Origin of the sequence: Sinorhizobium glycinis (assembly GCF_001651865.1) — a bacterium.
Classification (GTDB): Bacteria; Pseudomonadota; Alphaproteobacteria; order Rhizobiales; family Rhizobiaceae; genus Sinorhizobium; species Sinorhizobium glycinis.
This window is the reverse complement of record NZ_LPUX01000050.1, coordinates 156,514-173,514: the sequence shown is the minus strand read 5'-3', so window position 1 is coordinate 173,514 and position 17,001 is coordinate 156,514. Positions and strand designations below refer to the sequence as shown.

Here is a 17,001-nt window from a genome sequence, read left to right as displayed (position 1 = left end):
CCCAGGAGCGATCAGGGCTGCAGGCGGCTGAGGAACTGGGCGAACACCATCGTCCCTTCAGGCCATGGCCCGTGGCCGGACTCGGCATTGATGTGGCCGGCCTCGCCGGCGTCGACGAGAAGCGATCCCCAGGCATTGGCAATGTCGCCCGCCTGTTCGTAGGAGCCGAAGGGATCGTTGCGGCTGGCGATCACCAGTGATGGAAAAGGCAGCGGGTCGCGCGGATAGGGCCCGAAGGTCATCAGATGCTTCGGGCGGATATTCGGGTTGGCGACGTCGGGCGGGGCGACGAGAAAGCCGCCCGCGATCTTCGTCCTGCAATGCGGAAGCGCGTGAACGGCAGTGGCGACGCCCAGCGAATGGGCGACGATCACGACAGGCTTGGTTGCGGCATTGACCTCTTCGATCATCCGTGCCACCCAATCCTCGCGCACCGGTTTCGACCACTCCGCCTGCACGACGCGACGCGCGGTCGAGAGCTTCCGCTCCCAGCGGCTCTGCCAATGGTCCGGACCTGAATTGGTATATCCGGGAACGATCAGGATATGCGCTTCTGAAATCTTCATAATCGCCGCGATTTGGCGACGAAAAGAGCCGAAGTCAAGGCACAGGCGACAAGGGTTGCATTTTCTGTATAATCCGAGGTGGCGGTCGCGGTTCGCAACGGCCATTTTTTTCGCCGCCGCTGCGGATCCATGGCTGCTCTGGTTTGTTTAGGAGTGTGAGCCATGACAACCTTCCATGTCCTCTCGGGGGCGAACGAAAGCGTCGTTCAACCCGAGATACGAAAGATTGGCATTGCGGATGTGTTCGATGCGCTGCGTCGCGGGTTTGATGATTTCCGCGAGAAGCCGTCGCATTATGTTTTTCTGTGTCTCATCTATCCTGTTGCCGGCGTCGTGCTGATGACCTGGAGCGCGGGGGCGAACATGCTGCCCTTGCTCTATCCGCTCGCATCCGGCTTTGCCCTCATCGGGCCTGTCGCGGCCATCGGGCTCTATGAGATAAGCCGGCGCCGCGAACTCGGCGTGGACGCGTCCTGGCCGCACGCCCTACGGCTGCACCGCAACCCGGCAATTCCGTCGATCCTGGCGGTGGCGGCCCTGTTGTTCGTCATTTTCGTTGTCTGGCTCCTGGTCGCCCACGGTCTTTACATAACGATGTTCGGCGCAACGGCGCCGAATTCGATCACCGAGTTCTGGAATGGCATCATCAGCACCGAGCAGGGCTGGAACCTGATCCTCCTCGGCAACGCGGTCGGGTTCGTCTTCGCGGTGATCGTGCTGTCGATCAGCGTCATCACCTTTCCGCTGCTGCTCGACCGGGATGTCGGCGCCTTGACGGCGATCGAGACCTCGATACGGGCGACCCTTGCGAACCCGGTGCCGGTTGCCTTGTGGGGGCTCATCATCGCGGCTGGCCTGGTGATCGGGTCGATCCCGGTCTTTGTCGGCCTGGCGGTGATCATGCCGATCTTCGGCCACGCCACGTGGCATCTTTATCGCAAGCTGGTGGAGCCGGCCCAGCCGATCCGGTAGACGACAAAGCACGACGGCCAGCCATTCGGCCGGCCGTCGTGCTTCGGCTATCGGAAAAATTTGTAGTAGGACGAGATTTGCGCCGCCGTATTCGATGACAGATTGAGTCTGATGCCGATCCTGTCGCCGCGGCTCCAGCGCACCATCCCGGTAAGAAAGCCGAGCTCCTCGCTGCGGATCGTCACTTCCTGGCCCATGCGGGCACCGATGTCGAACAGCAGCTGAAAACAGATTCTCTCGTCGGAAAGATCCTTCACGACGCCGTTGCTGGACCCGGTCTTGCAGGTGACCGTGCCGGTAATCTTCGTCTCGTCACGCGCGGATGCGCGCTGAACGCTCTCCCTAATCGCCATGGCTTCCTCGACACCTGATTGTTACAGGCTCAGATTCCATGAGGGCGCTGAAGGAGCTTTTAATGAAATCGCCGGTATTTGAAGCAAGCGCTCAAATACGGCTCGATTCCATTCTTGGCGTTCGATTGGCACTCGAAGAGTGCGGCTCAGACCCTGCCGAAAACCCGGCGGAAAATCGTGTCGACGTGCTTGGTGTGATAGCCGAGATCGAACTTCTCGCGGATATCCTCTTCGGAGAGCGCCACGCGGACTTCCCGGTCCGCCAGCAGTTCCTCCAGGAAATCCTTGCCTTCTTCCCACACCTTCATGGCGTTGCGCTGAACGAGCCGATAGGCGTCCTCGCGAGAGACGCCGGCCTGGGTGAGGGCGAGCAATACGCGCTGCGAATGAACCAGTCCGCGGAACTTGTTCAGGTTCTTCATCATGTTGTCCGGGTAGACGAGGAGCTTGTCGACGACGCCGGTCAGCCGCGCCAGGGCGAAATCGAGCGTCACCGTCGCATCCGGTCCGATCATCCTTTCGACTGAGGAATGCGAAATGTCGCGTTCATGCCAGAGGGCAACGTTTTCCATCGCCGGAACGACGAAAGCGCGGACCATGCGGGCAAGGCCCGTCAGGTTTTCCGTCAGCACCGGATTGCGCTTGTGGGGCATCGCGGAGGAGCCCTTCTGGCCGGGCGAGAAATATTCCTCTGCTTCAAGCACCTCGGTTCGCTGCAGGTGGCGAATTTCCGTCGCAAGACGTTCGATTGAAGAGGCGATGACCCCGAGCGTGGCGAAGTACATGGCATGGCGGTCGCGCGGGATCACCTGCGTGGAGACCGGCTCAGGCTTCAGGCCGAGGGCCTGGGCAACATGTTCCTCGACGCGCGGATCGATATTGGCGAAGGTGCCGACGGCACCGGAAATCGCGCAGGTCGCGATCTCTTCGCGGGCGGCGAGAAGACGCTCTTTGCAGCGATCGAATTCCGCATAGGCAAGCGCCAGCTTGACGCCGAATGTCGTCGGCTCCGCATGGATGCCGTGCGAGCGGCCGATGGTCACCGTGTCCTTGTGTTCGAAGGCGCGGCGCTTCAGCGCCTCGAGCAGCCTGTCGAGATCGGCGAGCAGGAGATCCGTGGCACGCACGAGCTGCACGTTGAAGCAGGTGTCGAGCACGTCGGACGAGGTCATGCCCTGATGCACGAAGCGGCTGTCAGGGCCGACGAATTCGGCAAGATGGGTGAGGAAGGCGATGACGTCGTGCTTGGTGACCGCTTCGATTTCGTCGATGCGTGCCACATCGAACTCAGCCGCGCCGCCCTTTTCCCAGATGGTCTTGGCCGCTTCCTTGGGGATCACACCGATTTCGGCCAGCGCGTCGCAGGCGTGTGCCTCGATCTCGAACCAGATGCGGAACTTCGTTTCCGGCGACCAGATGGCCACCATTTCCGGCCGGGAGTAGCGGGGGATCATGGGCTCTATGCTTTCATCGTCAGTGGAGGATGGCTGTGCCTCTAGCAAAGATGGGACGGAAGCTCAACGTTATTGCGGACGCACCAGCCCCAGGGTTGCCAACAGGAGGGCGACAGCCCCGATGGGCAGGTATAGCCTGACCCCCAGCACCAGGAACTGATAGTACGCGGAGAGGGAAGTGAACAGCGCCTGGTAGAACCAGATGCGCGAGCCGGTCGCGGCATGCCACTGCGAATAGAAGATACGATAATCGAGGGCAAAGAGCAGCGCCGTTACCCCGACGGTTCCGGCAATCAGGCACAGGAGATAGGCGGCAAAGCGTGTTTCAACGGCGCGATCCTGCGCCATGCAGCGGCCCGCGAAAAGCGAAAGGGGCCAGGCGATGAGGCCGCCCGAGGCGAAGAGAAGCAGGATGCTTTCCAGGTGGAAAGTCGCGTCATGCTCGCGCAGCCAGAGCGCGTACCAGGCGGAAGAGGCCATCGTCAGAGCCCAGGCAGGACCACCGAGCAATGTTTCCCGCCACGACGGTATGGCACGAAGGAGGCGCCCGCGTCTCGGAGAGCTGGTGGGATCGACGACGCGCCTGCGCGAGGCCGGCTGTTTCTTCATCGTCCAGGCCAGGTTGGCACCGCGATCCAGCGGCCGTCAGTCGTACACTCGAAGCCGAGCGATTTGACCAAGACCATGACGACATGGACTTGCGAGCCGTCATCGTTGACGTGAGTCACCACGCCGCCGATGCGATAGCCGGTCGGGCAGTGGCGGCTTTCCGGAATGCGGTCATCATCCTGCAGTACGTCGGACACGGGCTGTCCGGCTTTCTCGGTCATCACGAGGCGGAAGCCTTTGACCTCTTTCAGGAGATCCTTGCAGATCCCCTCGGGTTCGAAACTCTTCTCCTCGAGTTCGAGCTCGTAAGTCTTTCGAAACGCCGCGTCGGCGGGAAATGCATCGTATTTCAGCCTGTGATCAGCTGCGTCCGGCTCCGTCACGGGATTGTAGGCGGCGAGCAGTCCCGGGGTGTCGAGAAGCCGGTAGGCGTCGATCAGCGGTGCCGCCCGCCGACGCGCATCATGGCGGGCTTTCGCCAAGGCGCCGCCATCCTCCTCGACGCGCGCCCGCACAGGCGCACCTGGCAGGAACGTGTCGGCCTGAGTGTCAAGGACGTATATAGTTGAATAGGGAAAGCCGGAGCCGTCCTGAATGCCATATTCCTCGAAGGCGAAGACCTTGCCGTCCGAAGAAAAGCCGATCGGCTGAAAACTGGCATAATCGCCGGCGATCGCAGGCGGCGCGGCAATCGCCGTTGCGATCAGGACTGCAGTCGCGATCGCCGCCCACGCGTTCATCAGCGCCCTTTCTCGGCCGGCGTGCGGATCGCCTCGATGGCGGTGCGGTAGGCCTCGACGGAGCCGCCCTTGAAAATGGCCGAGCCGGCGACCAGCACATTGGCCCCAGCCCCGGCGACGATGCCAGCGGTTTCGGGCGTGATTCCGCCGTCCACCTCGATCTCGATCGGCCGGTCGCCGACCATTGCCTTGATGCGGCGGATCTTCTCTTCCATTGCCGCGATGAACTTCTGGCCGCCGAAGCCCGGATTGACGGTCATCACCAGAATGAGATCTACGGTGTCGAGGACGTATTCGAGCGCGCTTTCGGGCGTCGCAGGATTGAGCGAGACGCCGGCCTTCTTGCCGAGTGCCTTCACGCTCTGCAGGGAACGGTGCAGATGCGGGCCAGCTTCGGCATGGACGGTGAGGATATCGCAGCCGGCCTTGGCAAAGGCTTCGAGAAAGGGATCGGCCGGCGCGATCATCAGGTGGCAATCGAACGTCGCGTCCGTGTAGGAGCGCAGCGACTTGATGACGTCCGGCCCGAAGGTGATGTTCGGCACGAAATGCCCGTCCATGACGTCGAGGTGGATCCAATCCGCGCCGGCGTCCACGACATCGCGGACCTCCTGGCCGAGCTTGGAGAAGTTGGCCGCCAGGATCGATGGGGCAATGCGAATGGGGTGGGTCATGAACAGCCTCCGGTCTTTGCCGCGCCCATAGCATCCCGCGACCGCGCGAACAACATGCGATGGCGGGCCTCGGCTAACCTGGCAATGCCGACCAGGCCGGCCTGGGATCGCCCGCGGCCGCCACGGCATCATGCACGCCCCGGGCGATCGCCCGTGCCATTGTTGCCGCCGCCGCGGCGCTGAGATCGATGAAATCCTCAAGGAGCAGTTTCTTGCCGCTGGCGCCCGTCGAGAGCGCAAACACCAGATCGCCGTCGAGCGGCGTATGGGATGGCCATAGCGCTCGGGAGAAGCCGTCATGGGCGGCAATTGCCAGGCGTTTCGCCTCGGCCTTCGGGAGAACCGCGTCGGTGGCGATGACGGCAATGGTCGTGTTGGCGTTTGCCGCCTGAGGCTCGCGGAATTTGACCCGCGGCCGCGCCGCATCCTGCGGCCAGGGAGACGGCATCCCAAGCCCGCCGAACTCGCCATCCAGTTCGAAGGGGGCGGCCCAGAAATGGCGCGTGTCGCCGATGGTTGCAGAGCCGAGCGCGTTCACAGCGACAAGGGCGCCGACTGTGACGCCGTTTGCAAGGACCGTCGATGCGGAACCGAGGCCGCCCTTGAGCGTAGCCGTGAGTGCTCCTGTTCCGGCTCCGGCGCTGCCGGTCGTGAAAGTCTTGGCCGCGGCACGTGCCGCGGCATAGCCGAGTTCGCGGTAGGGTGAAAATTGCCCCCAGGCCTTGTCGCCGCCATTCATGAGGTCGAAGAGGATCGCCGCCGGAACGATCGGAATCCGATGGGGACCGACGGGAAAGCCGCGGCCCATCTCGCGCAGCGCCGCCTGCACGCCAGCGGCCGCGTCCAGGCCGAAGGCGGAGCCGCCGGAGAGCACGATCGCGTCGACGGCCTGGACCGTATTGTGCGGGGCGAGCAGGTCGGTCTCGCGGGTCCCCGGTGCGCCGCCGAGAACCTGAACCGAGGCAGTGGCCGGCGGATCGCAGAGCACCGCCGTGACGCCGGATTTCAGCCGGTGATCCTCGGCGTTTCCGACCAGGATCCCGGCCACATCGGTGATCAGGTTGGTCGGTCCCTTGCGCATCACTCGGACTTGCCTATTTCCGTGGCGGCAGCGAAACGGCCATCCTGCCATTGCATCAGCCTATAGGGGCTCTCGGTCCGTTCATGTGCGCTGTTGAAGCGGATCGGCCCGAGGACGGTCGCGTAAGGGCCCTTCAGCAGAGCGTCCAGGATGGCTTCGTCATCCTTTTCCGCTTGATCCTTCGCCTGCTCGAGAAGCGACATCGCTGCAAAGGCCGGGAGTACGTAACCATCCGGTTCAATGCCGGCGGAGCGCATCGCCGTGACGGTCGGCGCTGCCTCGCTCGACCGGGCCGCATTGGCGACAGTGACGGCAAGCACGCCGTTCTCGAGCGGCACGTCAAGATCCGCGGCGTTAAGCGTATCGCCGCCAAGCAGTGTTAGCGGAACATTCTCCGCTTTGGCGTCGCGGGCGATGACGGCGGTATCGTTGCGGTCGCCGCCGGTGAACACATGTGTCGCCCCGCTTTTTGCGAGGCGTCGAACGAGGCTCACCTGCTGTTCCTGCGCCGGGCGGTAGGTGTCGGTGAAGACCGGGGTGATGCCGATCTCGGCCAGGGCGTTGCGGACGCTTTCGACAAGTTCACGGCTATGGATCGTTCCGTCGTCGATGAGCGCCAGCGGCTTGTCCCTCCAATGCGTCACGATGGCGTCGGTGATCGCGGCGGCCTCGGCCTTGCCGCTCGGCGCCAGGCGAAAGAGCGGCCATTTCTTCTTGAGGGCATCCTCCATCAGGATATCCGAGCGCACGCTGAGCGTGATGGCGGGGATTTCCGCTTCGGCGAGGGCAGGCAGCGCCGCTTCCAGGCTCTCGGTGCAGAGAAAGCCGATTGCAGCCTCGGCGCCGCTGGCGAGCAGAGCCTTCGTCAGGGCCTCACCGCCGGCCGGATCGCAGCTTTCTGCAACGGGAATGATTTCGCTTCCCCGATCGGCTGCCTGAAAGGCGGCGCCATCGGTGATCTGTTTCCCGAGCACGGCGAAGGGACCATCCGCGGGAGCGACAACCGCAACCTTCAGGCCGGCCGCCAGCGCTGGGGAGGGCAGCGTCAGTGCGGCGACAATAAGGGTCGTACCAATTGATTTAAGCATGTTTTTACCCGCTATCGCATGCATGTTTTAAGGAAGTGGCACAACTCGTCAAAGGAAAAGATAGGGCAGGAACGGCCATCCCCCGATCTGCGCCATGGGCGTTCGCGCATCGGCAAGAATCTCGGTCGGCCCAGTTTCATATTTTTCGCGACAGTCTATGTATGTGCGAGATACCGATCCGGAGCGTGATGTGTTGGAGAAGACCCGGCTGGACCCGATAAGCTATCGCGATACGATGAGCCGCTTGTCTCATCACGTGCAGTTGATCACCGCGGCGGATAGTGCCGAGCGGCGCGGGGTCACCATCACTGCCTCTTGTTCGGTGTCGGACGAACCTCCGACAATTCTCGCCTGCCTCAATGCCGCAAATCCCCGCAACGATATCTTTTTGCGAGGCGACAGCTTCGGGCTGAACGTCCTCGGTCGTCAGCATATCGCGCTGGCGCACGCCTTTTCCGGACGCGACCAGCTCGATATGGAACACCGGTTTTCGCTCGGCCGTTGGACGCAGCTTGCGACCGGGGCGCCGATTCTCGTTGACGCCATCGCCGCCTTCGACTGCCGTCTGATCGAAGTGAAGATCATGGCCACCCACGCGGTCCTCTTCGGCGAAGTGGTCGACGTGCGAATCGGTGAAAAGGCACCACCGCTCATTTATGTGGACCGGGGATACCGCACGCTATAATTTTCCTCGACAGAGGAGTGAATATGGCGAGTCATGAGACAGGCAGGATGCCGCAGTCCATCGACGAGACGATGGCACTGCTGGAGGCGGAGAACTATCTCGCCGGTACCGCCCTCGCGACGGTTCTTTTCCTTGCCCTCAGGATGAAGCGCCCACTCTTCCTCGAAGGAGAGGCGGGTGTCGGCAAGACCGAGATCGCCAAGGTGCTCGCACGCTCGCTCGATCGGCCGCTGATCCGCCTGCAATGCTACGAGGGCCTTGACGTCGCATCTGCGGTCTATGAATGGAACTACCCGGCGCAAATGCTGGAGATCCGCCTTTCGGAGGCAGCCGGCATGGTCGACCGGCAAAGGATCGAAAGCGATATCTTCTCCGAGCGGTTCCTCATCCGCCGCCCGGTGCTTCAGGCGATTTCGGCGAGTGTCGGCCGTGCGCCGGTGTTTCTGATCGACGAGCTCGACCGGACCGACGAGGCCTTCGAGGCCTTTCTCCTCGAGGTTCTTTCCGATTTCCAGGTGACCATTCCCGAACTTGGGACGATCCGGGCGGACGAACCGCCGATCGTCATTATCACCACCAATCGTACGCGCGAGATTCACGACGCCTTGAAGCGCCGCTGCCTCTATCATTGGGTCGACTACCCGAATGCGGCGCAGGAGCTCGAGATCATCCGGCGCAAGGTGCCGGGATGCAACGCGACCCTCTCTCGGGAGATCGTCGCCTATGTCCAGAAACTCCGGACGGTCGATCTCTTCAAGAACCCCGGTGTCGCCGAGACGATCGACTGGGCGACGGCTCTGACCGAGCTCGATGCGCTCGCGCTCGATCCCGAGACGCTGGCGGATACGCTCGGCACGCTCCTCAAATACCAGGATGACATTGCCCGGATAGAGGGTATCGAGGGGCGCAGGTTGCTTGAAGAGGTCAAGCGCGAGCTTACGGGCGCAGGGCTGACGCCATGACCGGCGAGCCTGATGCCGACAGCGTCAACCAGCAGCCGGAGAGCGGGCGGTTTTCGGACAACATCGTCTTCTTCGCCCGGGCGCTGCGCAGGGCAGGCATGAGGATCGGCCCCGGTGCGATCGCGGATGCCATTCAAGCCGTCGGCGCAATCGGCATCGGGTCCCGCCGTGAGTTCTACGCCGCACTTCAATGCACGCTGGTGAAGAGGCACGAGGACCAGCCGCTCTTTGATGAAGCGTTTCGACTGTTCTGGCGCAAGCGCGATCTCGTCCGCAGGATGATCGCGCTGCTGTCACCCGTCGCGCCGGCACGCGCAAGAGAAGATCGGCCGCGCCGTGCAGGCGAGGCGCGTCTCGCCGAAGCGCTCCTCAGCGGACGGGACGACACTCGGCCGTCTCGTGAGGAGCAGGAAATAGAAATCGACGCGCGCTACACCGCGTCGGGCCGGGAGCTCTTTCGCAAGGCTGATTTCGCCCAGATGACGGCCGCAGAAATCGCGGAGGCGCGGAGCGCGATGTCATCGCTGCTCTTGCCGCTCGACCGGGTCAAGACGCGGCGCTTTCGACCATCCCATCGACCCATTCGGATCGACCCGCGCGCCACCATGCGCGATGCTATGCGCTTCGGCGGCGAGCTCATCCTGCCGCGTTTCCGGGAACCGCGTCTCATTCACCCGCCGCTGGTCGTGCTTGCGGATATTTCGGGCTCGATGACGCAGTATACGCGCGTGTTCCTGCATTTCCTGCACGCGCTGACAGAGCAGCGGCACCGCGTCCAGACCTTTCTGTTCGGCACGAGGCTGACGAACGTCACCCGCCAGATGCGCAACCGCGATCCCGACGAGGCGCTCGATGAATGCGTGGCGGCGGTCAAGGACTGGTCGGGCGGCACCCGCATCGGCGAAACGCTGCATGAGTTCAATCGTCGTTGGTCTCGACGCGTCCTGGGGCAGGGCGCCATCGTCCTGTTGATCACCGACGGCCTCGAGCGCGACGACACGGTGCAGCTCGAGGCCGAGATGGATCGGCTGCATCGCTCCTGCCGCCGATTGATCTGGCTCAATCCGCTGCTCCGCTTCGCGGGCTTCGAGGCGCGGGCGCGCGGCGTCCGGGCGATGCTGCCGCATGTCGACGAATTTCGGACGGTGCACAATCTGGAATCCGTCGCCGAACTGGTGAAATCCCTGGCGGGTGAAAGGAGCCGCGACGCCGACCCGCGACGCTTTCTTCGCGCGCGGCGCACGGCACTTGATGCAGGGTTGAAACACGGCTGGATCGTCATGATCTAAGAGGGCGAGGCGGAGGCCACGATATGACGAACGACGCGAAGATGCTGGACCCGTTGGAGATTGCCGAGGCATGGCACAGGCAAGGCCGCGCCGTGGCGCTGGCGACGGTCATCGAGACCTGGGGTTCTGCGCCACGCCCGGTCGGCAGTCATCTGGTGATTGACGGCGAGGGCAACTTTGAAGGTTCTGTTTCGGGCGGTTGCGTCGAAGGCGCCGTTGTCACGGAAGCGGCGGACGTGATCGCGTCGAGCGTTCCCAGAGTTCTCGAATTCGGCGTGGCCGACGAAACGGCATGGCGTGTCGGCCTTTCCTGCGGCGGTCGCATCCGTGTCTTTCTCGAGCGAATTGACGGCTAAGACCATGCAACTGTCTACCCTTGAGAAGCTGAATACGGCGCGCACGGCGCGGCGGGCAGCCGTGGTCGTCAGCGATCTTTCGAGCGGCCGCGCGCAGGCCTTCATGGAAGGAGAGCGCTTCCCGGCTGAATGGGATGCCGCAATCACTGAAGCCCTCCGTTCGGGCCGGGCCGCTCTTGCGACGATCGATGAGCGACCGCTCTTCCTCAACGTCTATCTACCGCCACCGCGATTGGTCGTCATCGGTGCCGTCCATATCTCACAGGCCCTGGCGCGGCTGGCGCCGGTCGCCGGGTTCGATATGACCGTCATAGACCCGCGCACCGCCTTCGCGACGGTCGAGCGATTCCAAAACATCGAACTTCTCGCGGATTGGCCGGAAGATGTCCTGCCCACGCGACCGCTCGACCGCTACACGGCTCTGGCTGCCGTCACCCATGACCCGAAGATCGACGATTATCCGATCCGGGTCGCCCTCGACGCGGGCTGTTTCTATGTGGGCGCGCTCGGCAGCCGCAAGACCCATGCGACCCGCGTGGAGAGATTGCGGTCGGCGGGCGTGTCGGAAGAGGCGATCGACCGGATCAGGGCGCCGATCGGCCTGGATATCGGCGCCGCGAGCCCGGCTGAAATCGCGGTCGCCGTCCTTGCGGAAATCATCGACGCGCTCCGTCACCGCGATCGCGGAGAACAGGGGCGTGCAGCATGAGGTTTGGTCCCGTGCCGCTTGCCGAAGCGGAAGGCGCCATTCTGGCCCACGCGGTGAAGACTGCGGAAGGCAAGCTGTCGAAAGGTCATCGTTTGGGCGCGAATGATCTGGCGATTCTTGCCGATGCCGGCATTCGGGAGGCCATCGTCGCCCGGCTCGATTCGGACGATCTGCCGGAAGACGAGGCCGCGGCTCGGATCGCAGCCGCCATCGCTCCGGACCATCTGCGTTTCTCGCCAGCCGCAACCGGCCGCGTCAATATCCATGCGACGGTGACGGGTCTTTTCGCTGCCAATCGCGCGGCGGTCGACCGGGTGAACCGCATCGATCCGGCAATCACGCTTGCCTGTCTTGCCGACCATGTCGCCGTCGATGCGGGTGACATGGTGGCGACGATCAAGATCATCCCGTTGGCGGTGCCGCGACAGTTCGTCGAGCAAGCGGCTGCAATGCTTCGCGCGGAGCCCGCCTTTGAGGTGAAGCCCTTCGTGCCGCGATGCGCGGCCTTGATCGCAACCGAATTGCCGTCGCTGAAGCGCCAGGTGATGGACAAGACGCGTGCTGTGCTGGCGGCGCGGCTCGCTCGATCCGGCAGCAGCCTGGAGACGGAGCGTCGCGTCGATCACAGCGAGGCGGCCGTTGCCGGGGCGATCGCCGAGCTCCGGGCGGCCCACGACCTGCTGATTGTCTTCGGCGCGTCTGCCGTCGCCGATCCTGATGACGTCGTGCCGGCCGCCATCCGGCGCGCGGGCGGCACCGTCGAGCACGTCGGCATGCCGGTTGACCCAGGCAATCTGCTCGTTCTGGGCCGCCTGGGCGAAATCCCCGTCATTGGCGCGCCGGGTTGTGCGCGCAGCCCGCGGGAGAATGGATTCGACTGGATCCTCGACCGGTTGCTCGCCGGCGAGTGGCCGAGCCCGTCCGACATTTCCGGGCTTGGCGTCGGAGGCCTGCTGAAGGAAATCCCCACACGGCCGCAACCACGCGAAGCGGCAGTCAGGCCGCAGCCCGGCCCGGTAGCGATCATTGTGCTGGCGGCTGGCCGGGCAAGGCGGATGGGCCCCGCGGGGAAGCACAAGCTTCTTGCCGAGTTCGATGGCGTCCCTCTGGTTCGCCGCTCCGTCGAGACGGCCCTTGCTGCCGGCAAAGGCAAGGTCACCGTGGTTACCGGATATCGCGAGGAGGAGATTCGGACCGCCTTAAACGGTCTGCCGGTCACGCTGATTTCAAACCCAGATTACGAGAGCGGCATGGCGTCATCACTCATCGCAGGCCTATCCGTCGTGGAAGGAGAGGCGGGCGGCATGCTGGTGATGCTGGCAGACATGCCGGGCGTCACGTCGGAGCATCTGTCAAGGATGATGGCAGCTTTCGACGCTGAGTCTGGCCACGCGGTCGTTCGCGCAGTTACCGAGGGCCAGCGCGGCAATCCGGTCATCCTGCCGCGACAAACCTTTGCCGCGGTTCGGCAGCTCGTAGGCGACGTGGGCGCGCGACACATCGTCGAGCGCTGCGGTCTTCCGGTGATAGATGTAGAACTGGGAGCCGCCGCGCGCCTCGATGTCGATACGCCCGAGGCGATCTTGGCCGCCGGCGGCATATTGAAGGAGTAGGGCGATGGACAATGCTGCGATCGAGGAAATGTTCGAGACATTGGGGCCGATCAGCATTCGCCGCATGTTCGGCGGCAAGGGCATTTATTGCGAAGGCGTCATTCTCGCCGTCGAGGTCGACGGGGAAATCCTTCTGAAGGGCGATGCCGAAACTGCGCCGGAGCTTGAGGCAGCGGGCGCCCGACAATGGGCCTACGACGGCAAGGGCAAGCCAGTGAAAATGCCCTACTGGAGCATTCCCGAGGCCGCCTATGACGATCCGGAGGAAATGGCCCGCTGGGTTAAACTAGCCTACGCGGCGGCGCTAAGAGCGAAGAAATAAAGGCCGACTGCCTGGGGTAATCTAACCGAGCGCGCGCACCGCATCCGCGGCGAAGCGGGACAATGGCTGGGGCAAAGCGGAAAGATCGAACCAACCTATGTCGGAAAGCTTGTCCGGTTCGGTGAGGCGCGGTTCGCCTGAAAAATCATCAGTCGCGTAGATCAGCGAGATCCAGTGCTGGCGATCGGCCTCGATCATCTGCTCGCTGATGCAGAGAAACCGTGTCGAATGGATCGAAAGGCCGCTTTCCTCTTCGGCTTCCCGGCGTGCGGCGTCCTCGGCACGCTCCATGTGGTCGACCTTGCCGCCGACAATGCTCCAGTGGCCCGCCTCCGGCGCCTTCAGGCGCCGGCAGAGAAGGATCTTGCCGTCGCGCAGGATCGCAAGGCCGCAGCCGAGGCCGGGAAAATCGACGCCGGGGAAAGCCATGGGGAGGCTGTCAAGCCTTGCCGACAATCAGCATGAAGGCCGGGATCTCGTCGCCAAAGCCGATCGGCGTCGGGCCATCGTCATAATCGCGGCGATTGCGGTTCCGACGGTCGCGATTGTCGTCGTTGGCGGCGTTCTGCGCCCGGCCTGGACGTTCGTTGCGGCCCGCATGGCCCTGTTTGCTGTCGGCACTGCGTTCCGGTTTCACCGCTTCCGCCCTTTCTGCGACTGGTTCGAATTCGGCCACATTATCCGTACGGGCAGCATCGGATTTATGATCGCCACGCGGCCGGCCAGAGCGTTCCACATCTTTTTTGCGATCCTTGCGGCCATCGCGGCCACGCTCGCGCCGGCTGTCATGGCTCTCCATGGGCTCGGGCAGTTCGGAAAGGTCTCCGTTCAGCCACTCGACCTTCTGGGCGATCAGCTTCTCGATGGCATCGGAGAACTTCGTGTCGCGCTTCGTTACGATCGTGAAGGAAGCGCCGGAGCGGCCGGCCCGGCCCGTACGGCCAATGCGGTGAACATAGTCTTCCGCGTGGATCGGCACATCGAAATTGAAGACATGGCTGACATCCGGAATGTCGAGCCCGCGCGCCGCTACGTCCGAAGCAACGAGCAGCTTGATGTTGCCGTCCTTGAAGTTGGCCAGCATGGTCATGCGCGAGCGCTGGTCCATGTCGCCATGCAGGGCGCCAACCGAAAAGCCATGGCGGTCGAGCGAGCGGAAGAGATCGGCGACGTCCTTCTTGCGGTTGCAGAAGATGATTGCGTTCTTGAGCTCGTCCTGGGCGCGGATCAGGTCCCGCAATACGGCGCGCTTCTCGTAGTCCTTGGCGTGAGAGGCAACGAAGCGCTGCGTCACGGTGTTCGCCGTCGAAGCGGGGCGGGCGACTTCGACCCGCTCGGGGTTCTGCAGGAACCGGTCGGCGAGCTTCTGGATTTCCGGCGGCATCGTGGCCGAGAAGAACAGCGTCTGCCGGGTGAAGGGGATGAGCTTCGCAATCCGTTCGATATCCGGGATGAAGCCCATGTCGAGCATGCGATCCGCCTCGTCGATGACGAGGATCTCTACCCCCGTCATCAGGAGCTTGCCGCGTTCGAAATGATCGAGCAGACGACCGGGCGTGCAGATCAGAACGTCGGCGCCGCGCTCGAGCTTGCGGTCCTGATCCTCGAAGGAGACGCCGCCGATCAGTAGCGCGATGTTGAGCTTGTGATTCTTGCCGTATTTGTCGAAGTTTTCTGCCACCTGCGCGGCAAGCTCACGGGTCGGCTCCAGGATCAGCGTGCGCGGCATGCGTGCACGCGCGCGGCCCTTTTCGAGGAGCGTCAACATCGGCAGAACGAAGGATGCCGTCTTGCCGGTACCGGTTTGCGCGATGCCCAGGATGTCACGACGCTGCAGGGCCGGCGGAATGGCGCCCGCCTGGATCGGTGTCGGCGTTGCATAGCCCGCGTCGGCAACTGCGGAGAGAACTTTCTGGCTCAGGCCAAGGTCAGCAAAATTGGTCAAAGGGGAAACTGTTTCCGTTCCGGTTCAATAGAACTCTGATCGATGGAAAATCACCATCCTGTGGCGGCGCTCTTAAGACGAAAGGCGCCGAAAGTCAAGAAATCCAGCACGTTGACGCTTGGGACGGTAAATGGAGGCGAATCTATCACTTTTCTTGTCAATCCGCGGGCGTGCGTCGCAGAGGATTTTGTCGCGTCAGTTCAGGTAGCCGGCGAGCTTTGTACCGGCGCGCAGGAACCGCATCGGATCCACTGCGAGGCCGTTCAACCGAACTTCGTAATGCAGATGCGGACCCGTCGACCGGCCCGTGCTGCCTGATTGGGCGATCACCTGCTCGGCGTCGACGCGGTCGCCGACATGCACGAGAATAGCCGCGAGGTGCGCATAGCGCGTCGAGACACCGTTTCCGTGGTCGATCTCGATCATGTTGCCGTATCCGCCCGCCGACCCCGCCGCCGTCACGGTTCCAACTGCGGCCGAGCGGATGTGCGTGCCGGTCGCGGCGCGGAAGTCGATGCCGGCATGGAGGGCCAGTCGCCCCAGAAAGGGGTCCAGCCGATTTCCGAAACTGCTCGTCACGTCGCTTGTGGGCGCAGGACTTTCGAGAGGGAGTTTTCGTGCTGCGTCGCGGGTCGCTTCCAAGTCGACAAGGGCGTTGTCGAGTGCGGCGAGAGACCGTTCGAACTCGCCCTGCTTCTGCGGTTCGAGGTAGGGTCCGCCGATTGCCGTTTCGTCAGCCGGAACGTTCGCAGTGGCGGAAGCGTCAGCGCTCTTCGCATCCGCAAGCTCAAATCCTGTACGCCCGACGATCGTCCTGATCGCTTCCGATGTCCTCTGCGCGTTGCTCGTCAATTGCCGAATATGAGCCATCTGATCACGCTCAATGCCCTTCAGCGAAAGGGTCACTTTTGAAAAGATGCGATCCGTCCGATCGGAAACAGTTTCCGCTGGGCCGCTCGACTGCGCTTGCGGCGCATAGCCGAGCGCAGACGCCCCGGCTTTCCCTCCTGCGATACCCATGATCTCTTCGATCGCATGGATGCCATCCTGGGCGCCGGCGCGTTTTCCGTAGGCGAGGGGTTCGGCATTCGGCAGCGCAGCCGCTTGTCCATCAGTCGCGAGCGGCTCGGCGTTCTCGGCCCGCGTGCCGAGCCTGCCGCTGCGTGAGGCAAGCTCCAATTGCTGCTGCAGGAGCTTGTCGACTTTTTCTTCGACGATCTGCTGATCGAGCAACTGTCGGCTTGTCACCCGATCGACCTGAGCGCGAAGCGCCGTGATTCGGTCCTCGTATTCATGCTGCATGCGCGCCTGGCGGGCGATCGTGCCGCCGATCAGATCGTCACGAAGGACGAGATAGGTGGTTGCGGCGAGATAACCGATGCCGAAGATGCCGATGAGCGAGGTCGCAGCGGCCGCCATCCAGGGGCGGACCGTCATGTGACGAATCCTGTCTCCGGTTGCGAGAATCAGGACGTGGTTTTGCCGGCGTTTGCCGAAACCCCCATTTTCCGGACGAATAGACACCACGTCACCCCCGCCAGATGCGACCCAACTCGCGTTTGCCCCGAGGGTCATTACACTTT

The 17,001-nt window shown here is 63.2% G+C and carries 19 protein-coding genes; 8 read left to right on the top strand and 11 right to left on the bottom strand.

What is annotated here, in order from left to right:
- Positions 1-11: 11 nt before the first annotated feature.
- On the bottom strand, positions 12-566 hold the full coding sequence (locus tag AU381_RS03450) for an RBBP9/YdeN family alpha/beta hydrolase (RefSeq protein ID WP_064240413.1): 555 nt from the start codon (positions 564-566) through the stop codon (positions 12-14).
- A 162-nt stretch (positions 567-728) separates the two neighbouring features.
- On the opposite strand from AU381_RS03450, the gene AU381_RS03445 reads away from it, so the two are divergent.
- Positions 729-1,538: a DUF2189 domain-containing protein gene (locus AU381_RS03445; RefSeq protein WP_064240412.1), complete on the top strand. Its 810-nt coding sequence runs from the start codon at positions 729-731 to the stop codon at positions 1,536-1,538.
- Positions 1,539-1,585: 47 nt separating this feature from the next.
- Here the strand turns inward: AU381_RS03445 and AU381_RS03440 are convergent, their stop codons facing one another.
- The 7 genes from AU381_RS03440 to AU381_RS03410 form a co-directional block, all read right to left on the bottom strand.
- A complete protein-coding gene (locus tag AU381_RS03440) occupies positions 1,586-1,891 on the bottom strand; it encodes a PilZ domain-containing protein (RefSeq protein ID WP_064240411.1) in 306 nt (101 codons plus the stop codon).
- A gap of 146 nt (positions 1,892-2,037) precedes the next feature.
- The gene (gene purB, locus AU381_RS03435; RefSeq protein WP_064240410.1) at positions 2,038-3,345 is read right to left on the bottom strand and encodes an adenylosuccinate lyase; all 1,308 of its coding nucleotides are present in this window, start codon (positions 3,343-3,345) and stop codon (positions 2,038-2,040) included.
- A 69-nt stretch (positions 3,346-3,414) separates the two neighbouring features.
- On the bottom strand, positions 3,415-3,954 hold the full coding sequence (locus tag AU381_RS03430; RefSeq protein WP_064240409.1) for a hypothetical protein: 540 nt from the start codon (positions 3,952-3,954) through the stop codon (positions 3,415-3,417).
- Positions 3,951-4,694 (bottom strand): DUF2259 domain-containing protein, encoded by a 744-nt coding sequence (locus AU381_RS03425; RefSeq protein ID WP_064240408.1) that lies wholly within the window; start codon positions 4,692-4,694, stop codon positions 3,951-3,953. The genes AU381_RS03430 and AU381_RS03425 overlap by 4 nt, the downstream gene beginning before the upstream one ends.
- Entirely contained in the window at positions 4,694-5,368 is a 675-nt protein-coding gene (rpe, locus tag AU381_RS03420) for a ribulose-phosphate 3-epimerase (protein WP_064240407.1), read from the bottom strand. Before rpe ends, AU381_RS03425 begins: the two co-directional genes overlap by 1 nt.
- 73 nt (positions 5,369-5,441) lie before the next feature.
- Positions 5,442-6,452, bottom strand: a complete 1,011-nt coding sequence (locus AU381_RS03415; RefSeq protein ID WP_064240406.1) for a P1 family peptidase — start codon at positions 6,450-6,452, stop codon at positions 5,442-5,444.
- Positions 6,449-7,537 carry a branched-chain amino acid ABC transporter substrate-binding protein gene (locus AU381_RS03410; protein WP_064240405.1) on the bottom strand — a complete coding sequence of 363 codons (1,089 nt, stop codon included), beginning with the start codon at positions 7,535-7,537 and terminating at the stop codon, positions 6,449-6,451. Before AU381_RS03410 ends, AU381_RS03415 begins: the two co-directional genes overlap by 4 nt.
- Before the next feature lie 157 nt (positions 7,538-7,694).
- Between AU381_RS03410 and AU381_RS03405 the strand changes: the two genes are divergently transcribed.
- From AU381_RS03405 to AU381_RS03375, 7 genes are read left to right on the top strand one after another with little or no spacing between them, the layout of a single operon-like run.
- The gene (locus AU381_RS03405; protein ID WP_064240404.1) at positions 7,695-8,222 is read left to right on the top strand and encodes a flavin reductase family protein; all 528 of its coding nucleotides are present in this window, start codon (positions 7,695-7,697) and stop codon (positions 8,220-8,222) included.
- Positions 8,223-8,245: 23 nt separating this feature from the next.
- Positions 8,246-9,184, top strand: coding sequence for an AAA family ATPase (locus tag AU381_RS03400; RefSeq protein ID WP_064240403.1), 939 nt, complete (start codon positions 8,246-8,248; stop codon positions 9,182-9,184).
- Positions 9,181-10,473, top strand: a complete 1,293-nt coding sequence (locus AU381_RS03395) for a vWA domain-containing protein (protein WP_064240402.1) — start codon at positions 9,181-9,183, stop codon at positions 10,471-10,473. Before AU381_RS03400 ends, AU381_RS03395 begins: the two co-directional genes overlap by 4 nt.
- A gap of 23 nt (positions 10,474-10,496) precedes the next feature.
- Positions 10,497-10,829 (top strand): XdhC family protein, encoded by a 333-nt coding sequence (locus tag AU381_RS03390; RefSeq protein ID WP_082909628.1) that lies wholly within the window; start codon positions 10,497-10,499, stop codon positions 10,827-10,829.
- Between the two features lie 4 nt (positions 10,830-10,833).
- On the top strand, positions 10,834-11,538 hold the full coding sequence (locus tag AU381_RS03385; protein WP_064240401.1) for an XdhC family protein: 705 nt from the start codon (positions 10,834-10,836) through the stop codon (positions 11,536-11,538).
- Complete coding sequence (locus AU381_RS03380; protein WP_064240400.1) at positions 11,535-13,151, top strand: NTP transferase domain-containing protein; 1,617 nt, start codon at positions 11,535-11,537, stop codon at positions 13,149-13,151. The genes AU381_RS03385 and AU381_RS03380 overlap by 4 nt, the downstream gene beginning before the upstream one ends.
- 4 nt (positions 13,152-13,155) lie before the next feature.
- Complete coding sequence (locus tag AU381_RS03375) at positions 13,156-13,473, top strand: TfoX/Sxy family protein (RefSeq protein ID WP_064240399.1); 318 nt, start codon at positions 13,156-13,158, stop codon at positions 13,471-13,473.
- A gap of 21 nt (positions 13,474-13,494) precedes the next feature.
- Here AU381_RS03375 and AU381_RS03370 read toward each other — a convergent pair whose 3' ends face one another.
- The 3 genes from AU381_RS03370 to AU381_RS03360 form a co-directional block, all read right to left on the bottom strand.
- Complete coding sequence (locus AU381_RS03370) at positions 13,495-13,902, bottom strand: NUDIX hydrolase (RefSeq protein WP_064240398.1); 408 nt, start codon at positions 13,900-13,902, stop codon at positions 13,495-13,497.
- 10 nt (positions 13,903-13,912) lie between these two features.
- Positions 13,913-15,418, bottom strand: coding sequence for a DEAD/DEAH box helicase (locus tag AU381_RS03365; protein WP_064240397.1), 1,506 nt, complete (start codon positions 15,416-15,418; stop codon positions 13,913-13,915).
- Positions 15,419-15,613: 195 nt separating this feature from the next.
- Positions 15,614-16,942 (bottom strand): M23 family metallopeptidase, encoded by a 1,329-nt coding sequence (locus AU381_RS03360; RefSeq protein WP_064240619.1) that lies wholly within the window; start codon positions 16,940-16,942, stop codon positions 15,614-15,616.
- Positions 16,943-17,001: the final 59 nt, after the last annotated feature.